Annotated in this window: 13 protein-coding genes; 12 read left to right on the forward strand and 1 reads right to left on the reverse strand. The window is 75.7% G+C overall.

Annotated elements, in window-relative coordinates; genetic code table 11:
* Positions 1 to 69 precede the first annotated feature (69 nt).
* From BMY88_RS02085 to BMY88_RS02140, 12 genes are all read left to right on the forward strand, one after another.
* A complete protein-coding gene (locus tag BMY88_RS02085; RefSeq protein ID WP_244524408.1) occupies positions 70 to 1689 on the forward strand; it encodes an ABC transporter substrate-binding protein in 1620 nt (539 codons plus the stop codon).
* Complete coding sequence (locus BMY88_RS02090) at positions 1689 to 2645, forward strand: ABC transporter permease (RefSeq protein WP_091939595.1); 957 nt, start codon at positions 1689 to 1691, stop codon at positions 2643 to 2645. The genes BMY88_RS02085 and BMY88_RS02090 overlap by 1 nt, the downstream gene beginning before the upstream one ends.
* Entirely contained in the window at positions 2642 to 3559 is a 918-nt protein-coding gene (locus BMY88_RS02095) for an ABC transporter permease (protein WP_091939596.1), read from the forward strand. The genes BMY88_RS02090 and BMY88_RS02095 overlap by 4 nt, the downstream gene beginning before the upstream one ends.
* On the forward strand, positions 3556 to 5229 hold the full coding sequence (locus BMY88_RS02100; RefSeq protein WP_091939990.1) for a dipeptide ABC transporter ATP-binding protein: 1674 nt from the start codon (positions 3556 to 3558) through the stop codon (positions 5227 to 5229). Before BMY88_RS02095 ends, BMY88_RS02100 begins: the two co-directional genes overlap by 4 nt.
* Positions 5226 to 6074, forward strand: a complete 849-nt coding sequence (locus BMY88_RS02105) for a DUF1684 domain-containing protein (RefSeq protein WP_091939598.1) — start codon at positions 5226 to 5228, stop codon at positions 6072 to 6074. The genes BMY88_RS02100 and BMY88_RS02105 overlap by 4 nt, the downstream gene beginning before the upstream one ends.
* Positions 6067 to 7290, forward strand: a complete 1224-nt coding sequence (locus tag BMY88_RS02110) for an LLM class flavin-dependent oxidoreductase (RefSeq protein WP_091939600.1) — start codon at positions 6067 to 6069, stop codon at positions 7288 to 7290. Before BMY88_RS02105 ends, BMY88_RS02110 begins: the two co-directional genes overlap by 8 nt.
* 11 nt (positions 7291 to 7301) lie before the next feature.
* Entirely contained in the window at positions 7302 to 8663 is a 1362-nt protein-coding gene (locus tag BMY88_RS02115; RefSeq protein ID WP_091939602.1) for an NtaA/DmoA family FMN-dependent monooxygenase, read from the forward strand.
* A complete protein-coding gene (locus tag BMY88_RS02120) occupies positions 8660 to 9730 on the forward strand; it encodes an LLM class flavin-dependent oxidoreductase (RefSeq protein ID WP_091939604.1) in 1071 nt (356 codons plus the stop codon). Before BMY88_RS02115 ends, BMY88_RS02120 begins: the two co-directional genes overlap by 4 nt.
* 26 nt (positions 9731 to 9756) lie before the next feature.
* Positions 9757 to 11682 (forward strand): FAD/NAD(P)-binding protein, encoded by a 1926-nt coding sequence (locus tag BMY88_RS02125; protein ID WP_091939605.1) that lies wholly within the window; start codon positions 9757 to 9759, stop codon positions 11680 to 11682.
* Positions 11682 to 12185 (forward strand): flavin reductase family protein, encoded by a 504-nt coding sequence (locus BMY88_RS02130; RefSeq protein WP_091939607.1) that lies wholly within the window; start codon positions 11682 to 11684, stop codon positions 12183 to 12185. Before BMY88_RS02125 ends, BMY88_RS02130 begins: the two co-directional genes overlap by 1 nt.
* A 179-nt stretch (positions 12186 to 12364) precedes the next feature.
* Complete coding sequence (locus BMY88_RS02135; RefSeq protein WP_091939609.1) at positions 12365 to 13927, forward strand: phospholipase D-like domain-containing protein; 1563 nt, start codon at positions 12365 to 12367, stop codon at positions 13925 to 13927.
* 85 nt (positions 13928 to 14012) lie between these two features.
* Entirely contained in the window at positions 14013 to 14810 is a 798-nt protein-coding gene (locus tag BMY88_RS02140; RefSeq protein ID WP_211435425.1) for an SRPBCC family protein, read from the forward strand.
* 43 nt (positions 14811 to 14853) lie between these two features.
* Here BMY88_RS02140 and BMY88_RS02145 read toward each other — a convergent pair whose 3' ends face one another.
* On the reverse strand, positions 14854 to 15198 hold the full coding sequence (locus BMY88_RS02145) for a UBP-type zinc finger domain-containing protein (protein ID WP_091939610.1): 345 nt from the start codon (positions 15196 to 15198) through the stop codon (positions 14854 to 14856).
* Positions 15199 to 15290: the final 92 nt, after the last annotated feature.

The following is a 15290-nucleotide window of genomic DNA, read 5'->3' on the forward strand; positions in this document are numbered from 1 at the left end:
TGCCCGCATGCCCCCGATCCGTCCCCGCGGCCCTCCGAGGCCGCCCCCCGTCTGGAGATCCCGAAACCCGTGAGCACCGTCCGTTCCCGATCGGCCCGCCGGGCCGTCCCCGCCCTCCTCGCCGGCGCCGCGCTGGCGCTGACCGCCTGCGGCACCGGCGACACCGGCTCCGGCGACGCCGGCAGCGGCGGTGAGCCGCAGTCCGGGGGGACGCTGACGTTCGCCGTCGGTTCGGACGCCGGCTGCGTCGACCCGCAGCAGGTGGGCAGCAACGACACGATCTACTCGGTGCGGCAGCTGGTCGACTCGCTCACCGACCAGGACCCGGAGACCGGCGAGATCGTCCCGTGGCTGGCCGAGAGCTGGGAGGTCAGCGACGACGCGACGTCGTTCACCTTCCACCTGCGCGAGGGCGTCACCTTCAGCGACGGCAGCCCGCTGACCGCCCAGGTCGTCAAGGACAACTTCGACGCCGTGCCGAACCTGGGCGCGCTGGCCGGCCTGGCCCGCGGCTACCTCACCGGGTACACGGGCACGACCGTCGTCGACGAGCTCACCGCGCAGGTGACCTTCGGTACGCCCAACGTGCAGTTCCTGCAGGCGACGTCGACGCACTCCCTCGGCCTGGTGTCCTCGGCGAGCGCGGCCCTCCCCGCGGCCGAGCGCTGCAGCGCGGGCATCGTCGGCTCGGGGCCCTTCACCCTCGCCGAGTACGTGCAGAACCAGTCGATCACGCTGGACAGGCGGGACGGCTACGACTGGGGCTCCTCGCGCTGGGCCGACGGCGAGGCCCGCCTCGACTCCGTGGTGTTCCGGATCGTCCCCGAGGCCGGCGTCCGCACCGGCAGCCTCCAGTCCGGTCAGGTCGACGCCATCGGCAGCGTCGGGCAGGCCGACGAGGCCGCGCTGTCCGGCGCCGGCATAGAGCTGCAGGTCCGCGCCAACCCCGGCGTCGTCTTCGGGATCACCTTCAACAACGCGCGCCCGCAGTTCGCCGACGCGGCGGTGCGGCAGGCCATCTCCCTCGCCGTCGACCGGCAGGAGATCGTCGACGCGGTCTTCCCGACCGGCACCCTCCCGGCGACCAGCGTGCTGTCGAGCACGACCCCGGGCTACACCGACCTGTCCGACGGGCTGACCACCGACGCCGACCGCGCGGTCGAGCTGCTCGACGAGACCGGCTGGGCACCCGGCGGCGACGGGATCCGCGAGAAGGACGGCGTCCGGCTGACCCTCGAGGTCCTGTGGGCCCCGGTCGCCGGGACCAACCAGCCGGCGCTGGAGCTGCTGCAGCAGCAGCTGCGCGCGATCGGCGTCGAGGTCACGCTCCGCGAGCAGCCGATCGCCCAGCTCCTGCCGACGCTGCAGGCCGGGGAGTTCGACGGCGCCTGGGGCAACGTGACCCGCGCCGACCCCGACATCCTCCGCGGGTCCTACTCCACCCAGCTGGCCAACCTCTACCGGCTCCCGGCGGGCGAGCTCGACGAACTGCTGACCGCCCAGGCCGCCGCGGCCGACCCGGCCGAGCGCGCCGACCTGGTCGCGCAGGCCCAGGAGCTGCTGGTCGAGGAGGCCTTCACCATCCCCGTGGTCGAGCTGCAGACCACGCTGGGCGTCTCCCCGGCCGTGCACGAGCTCGAGTTCGACGCCTCCAGCCGCCTCCAGCTGCACGACACCTGGATCTCCTGATGGGTCGGTACCTGGCGCGCCGGCTGGCGCAGGCGATCGTCGTCCTCTGGGCGGCCTACACCGTCTCCTTCCTCATCCTCGACGCGCTGCCCGGTGACCCGGTCACGGCGATGGCGAGCGCGGGGCTGGACGGGGGTCAGGTCGACCCGGCGGAGCTGGCGGCCATCCGCGCCGAGTACGGCTACGACGACCCGCTGGTCGTGCGCTACCTGACCAACCTCGGCAACGCGGTGACCGGTGACCTCGGGAACTCCGTCGCCACCAACCGGCCGGTGGCCGAGACCCTCGGCGCGGCCCTGCCCCCGACGTTGCAGCTGACGGCGGTGGCACTGCTGCTGGCGGTCGCCCTGGGCAGCGCCGTGGCGCTCCTGGCCACCTACACGCGGCGGCGCTGGCTGCGGCAGCTCCTGCTGTCGCTGCCGGGGCTGGGCGTCGCGGTGCCGACGTTCTGGGTGGGGCTGATGCTGGTGCAGCTGCTGTCGTTCCAGCTGCGGCTGTTCCCGGCGTTCGGCAACGAGGGGGCCGCCACGCTGGTCCTGCCGGCGCTGACGCTGGCGATCCCGACCGGCGCGCTGGTGGCGCAGGTGCTGGCCAAGAGCCTGCTCACCGCGCTCGACGAGCCCTACGTGCAGACCGCGCGGGCCAAGGGTGCCGGCCGGGTCCGCATCCACCTGGCGCACGCGCTGCGCAACGCCTCGCTGCCGGCGCTCACGGTCGTGGGGCTGCTGGCCGGCCAGCTGCTGGCCAGCGCCGTCGTCGTCGAGACCGTGTTCTCCCGCGACGGCATCGGCCGGGTCACCGCGTCGGCGGTGGGCGCCCAGGACCTGCCGATGGTGCAGGGCGTCGTCGTCCTGGGCGCGCTGGTGTTCGTGCTGGTCAACCTGCTCGTCGACCTCGTCTACCCGCTGCTCGACCGGCGCATCGTCGTCGCCGGGCGGAGGAGGAGCCTCGCATGACCGAGCTGCTCGTCAAGCCGATCGCGGTCGCGGCCCCGGCGGCGCCCGTCGCCGTGGCCGAGGCGCCCGCCGCCGCCGGGAGGGGGACGGCGCGGCGGCTGCTGCGCTTCCTCGCCCGGCGGCCGGGCCTGGTCCTCTCCGGCGTGCTGCTGCTGCTCGTCGCGGTCGCCGCCTTCGCTCCCGGGGCGTTCACCTCGGCCGACCCGCTGGTGGGCGAGCCGGCGGAGAACTTCGCCGCGCCCGGCGCCGCCCACTGGTTCGGCACCGACGAGCTGGGCCGCGACGTGTTCGCCCGCGTCGTCCACGGCACGGCGCTGTCGGTCAAGGCGACCCTGATCGCGGTCGGCGTCGCCTTCGTCGTCGGCGGGCTGCTGGGCCTGGTCGCCGGGTTCGTCGGCGGCTGGGTCGAGGACGTCGTCATGCGCCTGGTCGACGTGCTGCTGTCGATCCCGGCGCTGTTCCTGTCCCTCGCACTGGTCACCGCGCTGGGCTACGGGACGGTCGAGGTGGCCATCGCCGTCGGCATCGCCAGCGTCGCCGGGTTCGCGCGGGTGATGCGGGCCGAGGTGCTGCGGGTGCGGACGGCGGTGTTCGTCGAGGCCGCCCGCTCCTCGGGCACCCGCTGGTACGGCGTCCTCGCCCGGCACGTGCTGCCCAACTCGCTGGGCCCGGTGCTGGTGCTGGCGACCCTGGAGCTGGCCACCGCGGTGCTCGCGGTCTCCTCGCTGAGCTTCCTCGGCTTCGGCGCCCCGCCGCCCGCGCCCGAGTGGGGCAACCTCGTCTCCGAGGGGCGCAACTACCTGGGCAACGCCTGGTGGCTGTCGACGATGCCGGGCCTGGTCGTGGCCGGCACCGTGCTCGCCATCAACCGGATCGCCCGGGCGCTGGACGGCGAGTGGGCGGCGACCCGATGAGCGCGCCGCTGCCCGACGGCGCCCCGCTGCTGAAGATCCGGGACCTCACCGTCTCCTACGCCACCCGCTCCGGGCCGGTCCCGGCGGTGCGCGGGGTCGACCTCGACGTCTTCCCCGGCGAGGTCGTGGCCCTGGTCGGCGAGTCGGGCTCGGGCAAGAGCACGACCGCGCACGCCGTGGTCGGCCTGCTGCCGGCCGGTGGCCGGATCGACGGCGGATCGATCCACTTCAGCGGCCGCGACCTGACCGGCGCCTCGGAGAAGGAGCTGCAGCTGGTCCGCGGCGCCCGGATCGGCCTGGTGCCCCAGGACCCCACCGTGTCGCTCAACCCGACCCGGCGGATCGGCGCGCAGGTGGCCGAGGTGCTGCGCGTGCACGGCCTGGCCGGCCGCCGCGAGGCCGCCGAGCGCGCCGTGGCGCTGCTCGGGCGCGCCGGGCTGTCGGAGCCGGCGGTGCGGGCGCGGCAGTTCCCGCACGAGCTCTCCGGCGGCATGCGGCAGCGGGCGCTCATCGCCGTCGCGATCGCCGCCGGGCCGCAGTTGCTGGTCGCCGACGAGCCGACGAGCGCCCTCGACGTGACGGTGCAGCGGCGGATCCTCGACCACCTCGACACCCTCACCCGGGAGCTGGGGACGGCGGTCCTGCTCGTCACCCACGACCTGGGCGTCGCCGCCGACCGGGCCCAGCGCATCGCCGTCATGTCCGGCGGGCGGATCGTGGAGACCGGCCCGACCGAGCAGGTCCTCACCGACCCGCGCGACCCGTACACGCAGCGGCTGCTGGCCAGCGCCCCGAGCCTGGCCGCGGCCCGCCGCGCGGCGTCGCCGGTAGCCGTTCGCAAGGGCGACGTCCCGGCGCGGGAGCCGCTCGTCGTCGCCGAGGGGCTGAGCAAGGACTTCCCGCTGCCCCGCGGCGGCAGCGGCCCCCGCGTGCTGCACGCCGTCCGGAACGTCTCGTTCACCGTCGAGCGCGGCCGGACGACGGCCCTGGTCGGCGAGTCCGGCTCCGGCAAGTCGACGACGGCGCGGATGGTGCTGGCGCTGACCGAGCCGACCGCCGGGCGGGTGACGTTCGACGGCACGGACGTCACCGGCGTCCGGGGCGCGGCGCTGCGGGCGTTCCGCCGGCGCGCCCAGCTCGTCTACCAGAACCCCTACGCGTCGCTGGATCCGCGCTTCTCCATCGAGGAGGTCGTCACCGAGCCGCTGCGGGCGTTCCGCGTCGGCGACCGTGCCTCCCGCGCCACCCGGGCGCGGGAGCTGCTCGGGCGGGTGTCGCTGCCGGCCTCGGTGCTGCAGCGCCGCCCGGCCGAGCTCTCCGGCGGCCAGCGGCAGCGGGTCGCCATCGCCCGGGCCCTCGCGCTGGCCCCGGAGCTGGTGGTCTGCGACGAGCCGGTGTCCGCGCTCGACGTGTCCGTCCAGGCCCAGGTGCTGGAGCTGCTGGCCGAGCTCCAGGCCGACACCGGCGTGTCCTACCTGTTCATCTCGCACGACCTGGCCGTGGTCCGGCAGGTCGCGCACGCCGTCGTCGTCCTCCGGGACGGCGAGGTCGTCGAGTCCGGCAGCACCGACGCGATCTTCGACGCCCCCACCCACGAGTACACGCGCGAGCTGCTGGCCGCCATCCCCGGCACCGCCGCCCGCATCCCTGCACCAGGAGGAACCCGATGACCCTGACCGCGCCCGACACCGACACGTTCGCGACCGAGTGGGCGAGGTGGCACGAGCAGAAGGAGGCCAACCTCGCCTCCCCGCACGGCTTCCTCGCGGTGACCGTGCTGTCGTGGCTCTCCGAGGAGCCGCAGCGGATCCCCGGCGTCCCCGGCAGCTGGGTCGCCGGCCCGCAGGGAGTCGTCGTCACCCTCGACGAGGGCGAGCAGCTCGAGGTCGGCGGCGCGCCGGTGACCGGGGAGCACGCGTTCGGCGAGCTCGGCCTGCGCGAGAGCGTCGCGACCGTCGCGGGCGACACCGTGGTGGAGCTCGCCGAGCGGGGTGGCCGATACGTCGTCCGGCTGCGGGACCCGCAGTCGCCGCTGCGCCAGCAGTACCCCGGCAACCCCGCCTACCCGGCCGACCCGCGCTGGGCCGTGCCCGGCCGGTTCGTGCCCTTCGCCGAGCCCCGGCCCACCGAGGTCCCCGGCGCGTTCGAGGGGGTGACCCACGTCTACGACGCCCCCGGCGTCGTCGAGTTCTCCCTCGACGGGCGGGAGCTGTCGCTGACCGCCTTCGCCGGCTACGAGCCGGGCTCGCTGAACGTGCTGTTCTCCGACGAGACGTCGGGGCGCACCACCTACGCCTTCCGCGCCCTGCAGATCGACGCCCCCGGCGCCGACGGCTCCGTCGTCGTCGACCTCAACCGCGCGGCGAACCTGCCCTGCGCCTACACCGACCTGGCCACCTGCCCGACGCCGCCGGCGGAGAACCGGCTGCCGGTCGCGGTCGAGGCCGGCGAGCTCACTCCGCTGACCCGGGGCCTGGGCCGCGTCACGGAGTCCGGGGCGGTGCTCGATGTCTGAGCACCTCCACCTCTCGGTCGCGCTCGACGGCGCCGGCTGGCACCCCGCCGCCTGGCGCGAGGACGACGCCCGGCCCGCCGACCTGTTCACCGCCGGCTACTGGGTCGACCTGGTCCGGGCGGCCGAGCGCGGCCTGCTCGACCTGGTCACCCTCGAGGACGCGCTGTCGCTGCAGTCCGACGACCCGTGGGCCCCCGACGACCGCACCGACCGCGTCCGCGGCCGGCTCGACGCCGTCCAGGTCGCCGCCCGGGTCGCGCCGCTGACCCGCGGGATCGGGCTGGTGCCGACCGCCGTCGTCACCCACACCGAGCCCTTCCACCTGTCCAAGTCGCTCGCGACGCTGGACTACGTCAGCACCGGCCGCGCCGGCGTCCGCGTCAAGGTGAGCACCAGCGCCACCGAGTACGCGCACGTCGGGCGCCGCGAGGCACCGGCGTTCGACCGCGCCGACTACGACAGCCCGCAGGTGCAGCAGGTGGTGCGCGAGCTGTTCGGCGAGGCCGCCGACTGGGTCGAGGTGGTCCGCCGCCTCTGGGACAGCTGGGAGGACGACGCCGAGATCCGCGACGTCGCCACGGGCCGGTTCGTCGACCGCGACAAGCTGCACTACATCGACTTCGAGGGCCCGCAGTTCTCCGTCCGCGGCCCGTCGATCACCCCGCGGCCGCCGCAGGGGCAGCCGGTGGTGACGGCCCTGGCGCACTCGACGGTGCCCTACGGGCTGGTGGCGAGCCAGGCCGACCTCGGGTTCGTCACCCCGCGCGACGCCGCGGACGCCGGCGCCATCGTGGCCGAGATCCGCGGGCTCCAGCAGGCGGCCGGCCGGGCGGCGGAGACCGTGCACGTCTTCGGCGACCTCGTCGTGGTCCTGGACGACGACCCGGCCACCGCGGCCGCCCGGCTGCGCCGCCTCGACGACGTCGCCGGCAGCGAGTACCGCAGCGACGCGCGGATCTTCACCGGCTCGGCCGCGCAGCTGGCGGACCTGCTGGAGGAGTGGTCGGCCGCGGGGCTGACCGGCTTCCGGCTGCGCCCGGCGACCCTGCCGCACGACCTGCTGCAGGTCACCGAGCGGCTGGTGCCCGAGCTGCAGCGCCGCGGGCTGTTCCGCGAGGCCTACGAGGCGACCACCCTGCGGGGCCACCTCGGCCTGCCGCGCCCCGCCAACCGCTACGCGACCGGCGCCCCTGTCGCCGCCGCGACCACCGCCTGAGGAGCGCCGCCATGACCGACAAGCCCCGCAAGCAGATCCACCTGGCCGCCCACTTCCCCGGCGTCAACAACACGACGGTGTGGAGCGACCCCCAGGCCGGCAGCCACATCGAGTTCTCCTCGTTCGTGCACCTGGCGCAGACCGCGGAGCGGGGGAAGTTCGACTTCTTCTTCCTCGCCGAGGGGCTGCGGCTGCGCGAGCACAAGGGCCGCATCCACGACCTGGACGTCGTCGGCCGGCCCGACACGTTCACGGTGCTGGCCGCGCTCGCCGCGGTCACCGACCGGCTGGGCCTGACCGGGACGATCAACTCGACGTTCAACGAGCCCTACGACGTGGCCCGCCAGTTCGCCACCCTCGACCACCTCTCCGGCGGCCGGGCGGCCTGGAACGTCGTCACCTCGTGGGACGCGTTCACCGGGGAGAACTTCCGTCGCGGGGGCTACCTGGCGCAGGACCAGCGGTACGAGCGGGCCCGCACCTTCCTGGCCACCGCGCAGGAGCTGGCCGCGTCCTGGCGCGGGGACGAGATCGTCGCCGACAAGTCCTCCGGCGTGTTCCTGGCCGACGCCGACGCCGGCCGGTTCGCCCACTCCGACGCGCACTTCGACATCGCCGGGCGGTTCGACGTGCCGCGCAGCCCGCAGGGGCGGCCGGTCGTGTTCCAGGCCGGCGACTCCGACGAGGGCCGGGAGTTCGCCGCCTCGGCGGCCGACGCCATCTTCACCGGGCACGGGACGAAGGAGGCCGGCCAGGCCTTCTACGCCGACGTCAAGGGCCGGCTGGCGAGGTACGGGCGCCGTCCCGAGGAGCTGCTGGTCCTGCCGGCCGCCACCTTCGTGCTCGGCGACACCGACGCGGAGGCGGCCGAGCTCGCGCACTCCGTGCGGCTGCAGCAGGTCTCGGGCGCGACGGCGCTGCAGTGGCTGGAGCAGGTCTGGAACCGGGACCTGTCGGCCTACGACCCCGACGGCCCGCTGCCCGACGTCGACCCGGTCGTGGGCGAGCCCAGCGTCGCGAAGGGCCGGGCCAGCGCCCGGGCGTACAAGGACCCGATCGCGACCGCGAACGAGTGGCGCTCGCTGGCGGAGGCCAAGCACCTGTCGATCCGCGAGCTGGTGGTCGAGGTGACCGCCCGGCAGACGTTCGTCGGCAGCCCGGCCACGGTGGCGGCGACGATCGACGACCTGGTGCAGTCCGACGCCAGCGACGGCTTCATCCTCGTTCCGCACATCACGCCGACCGGGCTGGACCCGTTCGTCGACAGCGTCGTCCCGCTGCTGCAGGAGCGCGGCGTCTTCCGCACCGAGTACGAGGGCGAGACGCTGCGTGATCACCTCGGGCTGGCGCCGCTGCCGGCGGGGGCGCGGTGAAGCTGCTCGCCGCCGACCTGCTGCTCAACGCGCCGGATCCGGTCACCGGGGTCGTTGCCGATCCGCACGAGCGGATCGCCGAGGCCGTCCGCGGGGCCGTCTGGGCCGAGGAGGCGGGCTTCGACGCCGTCGGGATCGGGGAGCGGCACGCCGCGCCGTTCCTCTCCTCGGCACCGACGGTGCTGCTGGCCCACCTCGCGGCGCTGACGTCGCGGGTGCGGCTGGTCAGCACGGTCACCGTGCTGCCGCTGCTGGACCCGGTCCGCGTCGCCGAGGACTTCGCGACGATCGACTCCCTGTCCGGCGGGCGGGTCGACCTCGTCATCGGCAAGGGCAACCACCCGGTGCAGAACCGGTTGTTCGGCTACGACCTCGACGACCAGTGGCGGCTCAACCGGGAGAAGTACGAGCTGCTGCGCCGGTTGTGGCACGAGGAGGAGGTCACCTGGGACGGCGGGGACGGCGCCGTCCGCCCGCCGCTGACCGGCGCCACCACGCTGCCCCGGCCGCTGCAGCAGCGGATCCCGGTGTGGCACGGCAGCGCCTCCTCGACCGAGTCGACCGAGCTCGCCGCCCGGTTCGGCGAACCGGTGTTCAGCGCCAACGCCTTCCACCCGACGAAGAAGTACACCGACCTGGTGCTGCACTACCGGGAGCGGCTGGCCGCGCACGGCCACGACCCGGCCTGCGGCGTCGTCGGGGTCGGCTGCGGTGGCGTGTACGTGGCCGAGAACAGCCAGGACGCCGTGGAGGCCATGCGGCCCCGCTACCGCGCGTTCCTGCAGACCCCGGCGGCCCGGCACAACGCGCCGGAGTTCACCGACGTCGAGGACGCGATCGAGCGCGGGCCGCTGCTGGTCGGCAGCCCGCAGCAGATCGCGGAGAAGCTCGCCCGCTGGCACGCCGACTTCGGCGGCGTCGAGGTCCTGCAGCTCGGCCTGCAGGGCTTCGGCGTCCCCGCCGGCGAGCACCGCGCCACGCTCGAGCTGTTCCTCGACCGGGTGGCCCCCGTGCTGCGCGCGGAGCTGCCGAGCCGGGTGTGGCCGGACACCGAGATCAGCGCCTGACCACCCGCCTGCCCAGGAGCCCCCGCATGCCCCGCACCTCGCCCACCCCCCTCCGGCCCGGCCCCGTCCTGTGCGTCGTCGGCGCCGGCCCGACCGCCGTCGGCGTGCTGGAGCGGCTGGCCGCCAACGCGGCCGAGCTCGCCGGCGCCGACCGGCTCACCGTGCACCTGGTCGACCCGCACCCGCCGGGAGGAGGCCGGGTCTGGCGGGCCGCGCAGCCGGCGCTGCTGTGGGCGAACTCGCTGGTCGCCGACGTGACCCTGCTGCCCGACGCGTCGGTGGCCGCCGAGGGCCCGGTGGTCGCCGACACCACGCTCGCGCAGTGGATCGAGCAGGTCGGCCGCGCGCTGCCCGGAGCGCTGGGCGAGGAGGCCCGGCGGCTCACCCCGACGTCCTTCCCGTCCCGCCCGATGATCAACGCCTACCTCAGCTGGGTGCTCGACGGCGTCGTCGACCGGCTCGAGCCGTGGGCCGACGTCGTCTGCCACACCGGCCGCGCGGTCGACGTGCGCAGCGGGCCGGACGGCGCCGACGTCGTCCTCGCCGACGGCACGGTGCTCGCCGCCGACGTCGTCCTGCTCGCCCAGGGCCACCTGGAGGCCGGGCCGACGGCGCAGGAGCGGGCGCTGGCGGCGGCCGCGGCGGAGCACGGCCTGACCTACCTGCCGACCGGCTACACCGCCGACGTCGACCTCGAATCGCTCGCGCCGGGCGAGGACGTGCTGGTCCGCGGCGCGGGGCTGGCGTTCGTCGACCTCGCGGTGCTGCTGACCGCCGGTCGGGGCGGCCGGTTCGAGCGGCGCGGCGACGGGCGGCTGCACTACGTGCCGTCGGGCCGGGAGCCGGTGCTGCACGTCGGCTCGCGCCGCGGCGTGCCCTACCGCGCGAAGCTGGGCTACACGTGGGCCGGGCCGCCGGTGCCGCTGCGCTTCCTCACGCCGGCCGCGGTCGAGGAGGCGTTCGGCCCCACCCGCCTGCTGGACCTGCGCGCCGACCTCGGCCCGCTGCTGGCCCGCGAGCTGGCGTGGGCGCACTACGCCGAGCTGTTCCGCGCCGCGCCCGAGCGCACCCGGCTGCCGTGGTCGGAGTTCGCCGAGCGGTTCGCCGCGGCCGACCCGGCGCAGGCGCGGGAGCTGGCCGCGGCGGCGGTTCCGGACCCCGCCGACCGCTTCGACCTCGACGCGCTGGACCGGCCGCTGGCCGGGTGCCGGTTCCCCGACCCCGGGCAGCTGCAGGAGGCGGTGCGGGAGCACGTGCGTGCGGACCTGGCGCGCTCGGCGGACTCCCGGCACAGCTCCGACGCGGCGGTCTTCGTCGCCCTGCTCCAGTCCTTCGGCACCGTGGGGGCGCTGCTGGCCGCCGGCCGGCTCACCCCGGAGTCGGAGAGCGAGCAGCTGACCGGCTGGTTCATGAACCTCTTCTCCTACCTGGCCAGCGGTCCGCCGGGCCCGCGGCTGGAGGAGCTGCTCGCCCTCTCGGAGGCCGGCGTGCTGCGCTTCCTCGGCGCGGACTCCCAGGTCGTGCTGGACGAGCGGGCCGGGGTGTTCCGGGCGCGCTCGGCCAGCTGCCGGGGGGAGACGACGGCGCGGGCCCTGGTGGACGCGCGGCTTCCCGCGGCCGACGTCGCGGCGACCCGGGACCCGCTGGTGTCCGCGCTGCTGCGGCGGGGCGACGCGCGCGAGCGGGTGCTGGCCGACCCCTCCGCGCCGGCCGGTGCCCGGCGCACCGGTCGCCTGGAGGTCGACGCCGAGCTGCGGGTGCTGCGGGCGTCGGGGCTGCCCGACGCGCGGGTGCTGGCACACGGCGCGTGGACCTCGGGCCCGCAGGTCGCCGGCTTCGCCCGGCCGCGCACCAACGCCCCGTTCTTCCGGATCAACGACGCCCTGGCCCGCCGGCTGTGGCGCCGGTTCCCCGCCGTCGCCGGACGGCCCGTCGCCGCGGAGGTGGCCTGATGACCGCGCTCGACCACGCTCCCTCCGCACCGGTGACGCAGGCGTTCCGGGAGGTGATGGCCGGCGTCGCGACGCCGGTCTCGGTGGTGACCACGCTGGCCGGCGGCCGCCCGCACGGCACGACGGTCAGCGCCTTCACCTCGCTGTCGATGGCGCCGCCGATGGTGCTCGTGTCGCTGGACCGCCGCTCCCGGCTGCTGGCCCTCCTGGACGACGGCACCCCCTTCGGGCTCAACGTGCTCGGGGTCGGGCAGACGGACCTGGCCCTGCGCTTCGCCCGCAGCGGCCCGGACTCCTTCGCCGGCGACGACGTCGCCTGGTCGGCCGAGGCCGGCGCCGCGCGGCTGGCCGGGAGCCCGGGCTGGCTGGCCTGCCGGGTGGCGCGCCTGGTCGACGGGGGCGACCACGTCATCGTGCTCGGCGACGTCCTCGGCGCGAGCCAGGAGCCCGCGCCGCCGCTGACCTACCACGCGCGGCGGTTCGGCACCCACGCCGCGCACTAGGGGTCAGACCCTCCCGTTGATCATCGGCGGGTGGCGGCCGCCCCCGGCGTGCCGGGCAGCCACCCGCCGATGATCACCGCGGTTCCGCCACCCCCGCCGACCGCACGTCAACCCCAGGTGGACGACCCGGTCGGGTGGCGTTCGCAGACGGACGGCGCCGCACGAGGGAAGATGCTCCGATGACCTCCGACGGCCCTGGCACGACGACCTCACCCGGCCTCCGGATCCCGACGCCGCGACCCGCGGCCGAGCCGGAGCCGGGCGGAGCGCGCGCCGAGCGGCTCCTCGTCCCGGGGGAGACCTGCTGGCGGATCGAGCGGGCCGACCGGTACGCGGTGTTCGTCGACGCGGCGGGCTACTTCGCCGCGCTCAAGAAGGCGGTGCTGGGGGCACGGCGGCGCGTGCTGCTCATCGGGTGGGACTTCGACCCCCGCGTCCGCCTGGACCCCGGCAGCGGCGGGCGGGCCCGCGACGACCGGCTGGGGCGGGTCCTCGAGGCCGCCGTCCGCGCCAATCCGCAACTGGACATCGGCGTCCTCGCCTGGGACCTGGGCCAGGTGTACGGGCTGGCCCGCGGGATGCTGCCGATCGCGCTGCTCGGCCGGCGCACCCCCGACCGGCTGACCTTCGCCGTCGACACCCACCACCCGGTCGGCGGCGCGCACCACCAGAAGATCGTCGTGATCGACGACTGCCTCGCGTTCGCCGGCGGCATCGACGTCACCGCCGACCGCTGGGACACCTCCGAGCACCCCGACCACTCCCGCGCGCGGGCCCGTCCCGGGTCCCACCGGGACATGGGGCCCTGGCACGACGTCACCAGCCTCGTCTCCGGGCCGGCCGCGCGGGCGATCGGCGACCTGGCACGGGAGCGGTGGGAGAGCGGCAAGGGCGAGCACCTGGAGCCGGTGACGGGGGAGGAGCCGTGCTGGCCCGAGGGGGTCGAGCCGCTGCTGACCGACGTCGACGTCGCGGTGTCGCGCACCAGGCCCGAGCACGGCGGCACGTCGCTGATCCACGAGATCGAACTGCTGTGGCTGGCGGTGATCGCCGGCGCCCGGCACACCGTCTACATCGAGACGCAGTACTTCGCCAACCGCCGGGTCGCCGAGGCCATCGCCGAGCGGCTGAAGGAGCCCGACGGGCCGGAGGTCGTGGTCCTGAACCCGCACGAGGCGTGGGGCTGGCTGGAGGAGAAGGCCATGGGCACCGCCCGGGCCACGCTGCTGGACATGGTGCGCGAGGCCGACCGACACGACCGGTTCCGGCTGTACGTGCCGGTCACGGAGTCACGCCGGCCGATCTACGTGCACGCGAAGGTCACGGTGGTCGACGACCGGCTGCTGCGGATCGGCTCGTCCAACCTCAACAACCGCTCGATGGGGCTGGACACCGAGTGCGACCTCAGCATCGAGGTGGCCGACGACGCCCCGGACCGCGAGGCGCTCGCGGCGACGGTGCTCGGCATGCGCGACCGGCTGCTCGGCGAGCACCTCGACGTGGCGCCCGAGGAGGTCGCCGCCGCGGTCGAGCGGGCCGGTGGCTCGCTGATCGCCGCGATCGAGGAGCTGCGCCGGCCGAGCGGGCGGTCCCTGGTGCCCTTCGATCCGCCGGACCTCGGCGCGGTGGGCAAGGTGCTGGCCGACACCCAGCTGCTGGACGCCGAGCGGACGCCGGACCGGTGGCAGCGGATCCGCGGCGCCTTCGGCCACCGGCGGGCGCACCGGCCGCTGCGCGGATAGCCGGCGCCGCGGCGGGGAGTCGGTCGGCGCCGTCCGGGTATCCCCGTCGGGTCCCTTCCCCGGACCCGACGCGAGGAGATACGGCATGACGACGAAGGTCGAGAAGTCGATGCAGGTCGACGTCCCGGTGCGGACGGCGTACGACCAGTGGACCCAGTTCGAGGAGTTCCCCGCGTTCATGGGCGGGGTGCGCGAGGTGCGCCAGCTCGACGACCGCCACCTGCACTGGGTGGCCGAGATCGGTGGCGTCCGCCGGGAGTGGGACGCCAGCGTCCTGGAGCAGGTCCCGGACCGGAAGATCGCGTGGGCGGCCACGGGCGGGGCGACGAACGCGGGCGCCGTCCGGTTCGAGCCGTCCGGTCCCGACTCGACGATCGTGCACCTGGAGATGGAGTACGAGCCCGAGGGCCTGGTCGAGAAGGCCGGCGACGCGCTCGGCGTGGTCGACCGCCAGGTGCGCGCGGACCTCGAGCGGTTCAAGGCCCTCGTCGAGAGCGAGGGATACGCCAGCGGGGCCTGGCGCGGCTCGATCAACCCGACCATCGACGTCGGCACGCCCGGCGCCGAGGCGGCCGTCGGCTCGCACGGGGAGAGCGGCAAGGCCGGCGTCTCGGGCAAGGCCGTCGCCGCGGGCGCGGCCGCCGCCGTCGCCGGGGTCGCCGCGGTGGCCGCCGCGAGCACGCGGCCGGGCGGGCAGGCGGGGCCGCGCGAGGAGGTGCAGCAGGTGCCGGTCGAGCCGCCGCCGGTGCCGCCCGTCCAGGCCGTCGTCGAGGAGCCGGTCGACCCCGAGCACGGCGCCCCCGCCCACCCGGCCGTGGTGATCGAGGACGACGTCCTGCTGGACGGCGGACCGGAGACCCCCGGCCCCGGCGGGCGCAGCTGACCGCACGGCCGGGCCGGTGGCGGACGCCGGTCCGGCCGCGCTGTCAGTGCAGGCGCGACTGCCAGTCGGCGGGTACCCGGCCGCGCGGACCCGGGGCGGGCTGGTCGACCGGGTGGTGCTGCGGGGGTGCCAGCTCGGCGCCGTGGACGGGCTGGTCGGACGGGAAGTCCCAGAACCAGTCCTCGCCGGGCTCGAAGCTGCGGATCACGGGGTGCCCGGTCTCCGCGGCGTGCCCGCGGGCGTGCCGGGAGGGCGAGGAGTCGCAGCAGCCGACGTGGCCGCAGGCGGCGCACCGGCGCAGGTGGAACCACCACCCGCCGGCGGCGTCGCACCCGACGCAGCCGGGGCCGCTGGGCGGGACGGACGGATCGATGCCGGGCGCGGTCACCCGGCCACCGTAGAGGCGCCGGGGGAGACGGCGACAACCTGTCCGACGGCGCCGGTCGCGGGCTAGCGTGAGCCGCCCGCCGACGTCGCCGG

The organism is Trujillonella endophytica, assembly GCF_900110555.1.
Taxonomy (GTDB): domain Bacteria; phylum Actinomycetota; class Actinomycetes; order Mycobacteriales; family Geodermatophilaceae; genus Trujillonella; species Trujillonella endophytica.

What these genes read in the sequence shown, in the direction of transcription:
- BMY88_RS02140 (WP_211435425.1), top strand. Translation starts at nt 14,013, where the DNA reads ATGACGACGAAGGTCGAGAAGTCGATGCAGGTCGACGTCCCGGTGCGG.
- BMY88_RS02095 (WP_091939596.1), top strand. Translation starts at nt 2,642, where the DNA reads ATGACCGAGCTGCTCGTCAAGCCGATCGCGGTCGCGGCCCCGGCGGCG.
- BMY88_RS02115 (WP_091939602.1), top strand. Translation starts at nt 7,302, where the DNA reads ATGACCGACAAGCCCCGCAAGCAGATCCACCTGGCCGCCCACTTCCCC.
- BMY88_RS02110 (WP_091939600.1), top strand. Translation starts at nt 6,067, where the DNA reads ATGTCTGAGCACCTCCACCTCTCGGTCGCGCTCGACGGCGCCGGCTGG.
- BMY88_RS02130 (WP_091939607.1), top strand. Translation starts at nt 11,682, where the DNA reads ATGACCGCGCTCGACCACGCTCCCTCCGCACCGGTGACGCAGGCGTTC.
- BMY88_RS02100 (WP_091939990.1), top strand. Translation starts at nt 3,556, where the DNA reads ATGAGCGCGCCGCTGCCCGACGGCGCCCCGCTGCTGAAGATCCGGGAC.
- BMY88_RS02125 (WP_091939605.1), top strand. Translation starts at nt 9,757, where the DNA reads ATGCCCCGCACCTCGCCCACCCCCCTCCGGCCCGGCCCCGTCCTGTGC.
- BMY88_RS02105 (WP_091939598.1), top strand. Translation starts at nt 5,226, where the DNA reads ATGACCCTGACCGCGCCCGACACCGACACGTTCGCGACCGAGTGGGCG.
- BMY88_RS02090 (WP_091939595.1), top strand. Translation starts at nt 1,689, where the DNA reads ATGGGTCGGTACCTGGCGCGCCGGCTGGCGCAGGCGATCGTCGTCCTC.
- BMY88_RS02135 (WP_091939609.1), top strand. Translation starts at nt 12,365, where the DNA reads ATGACCTCCGACGGCCCTGGCACGACGACCTCACCCGGCCTCCGGATC.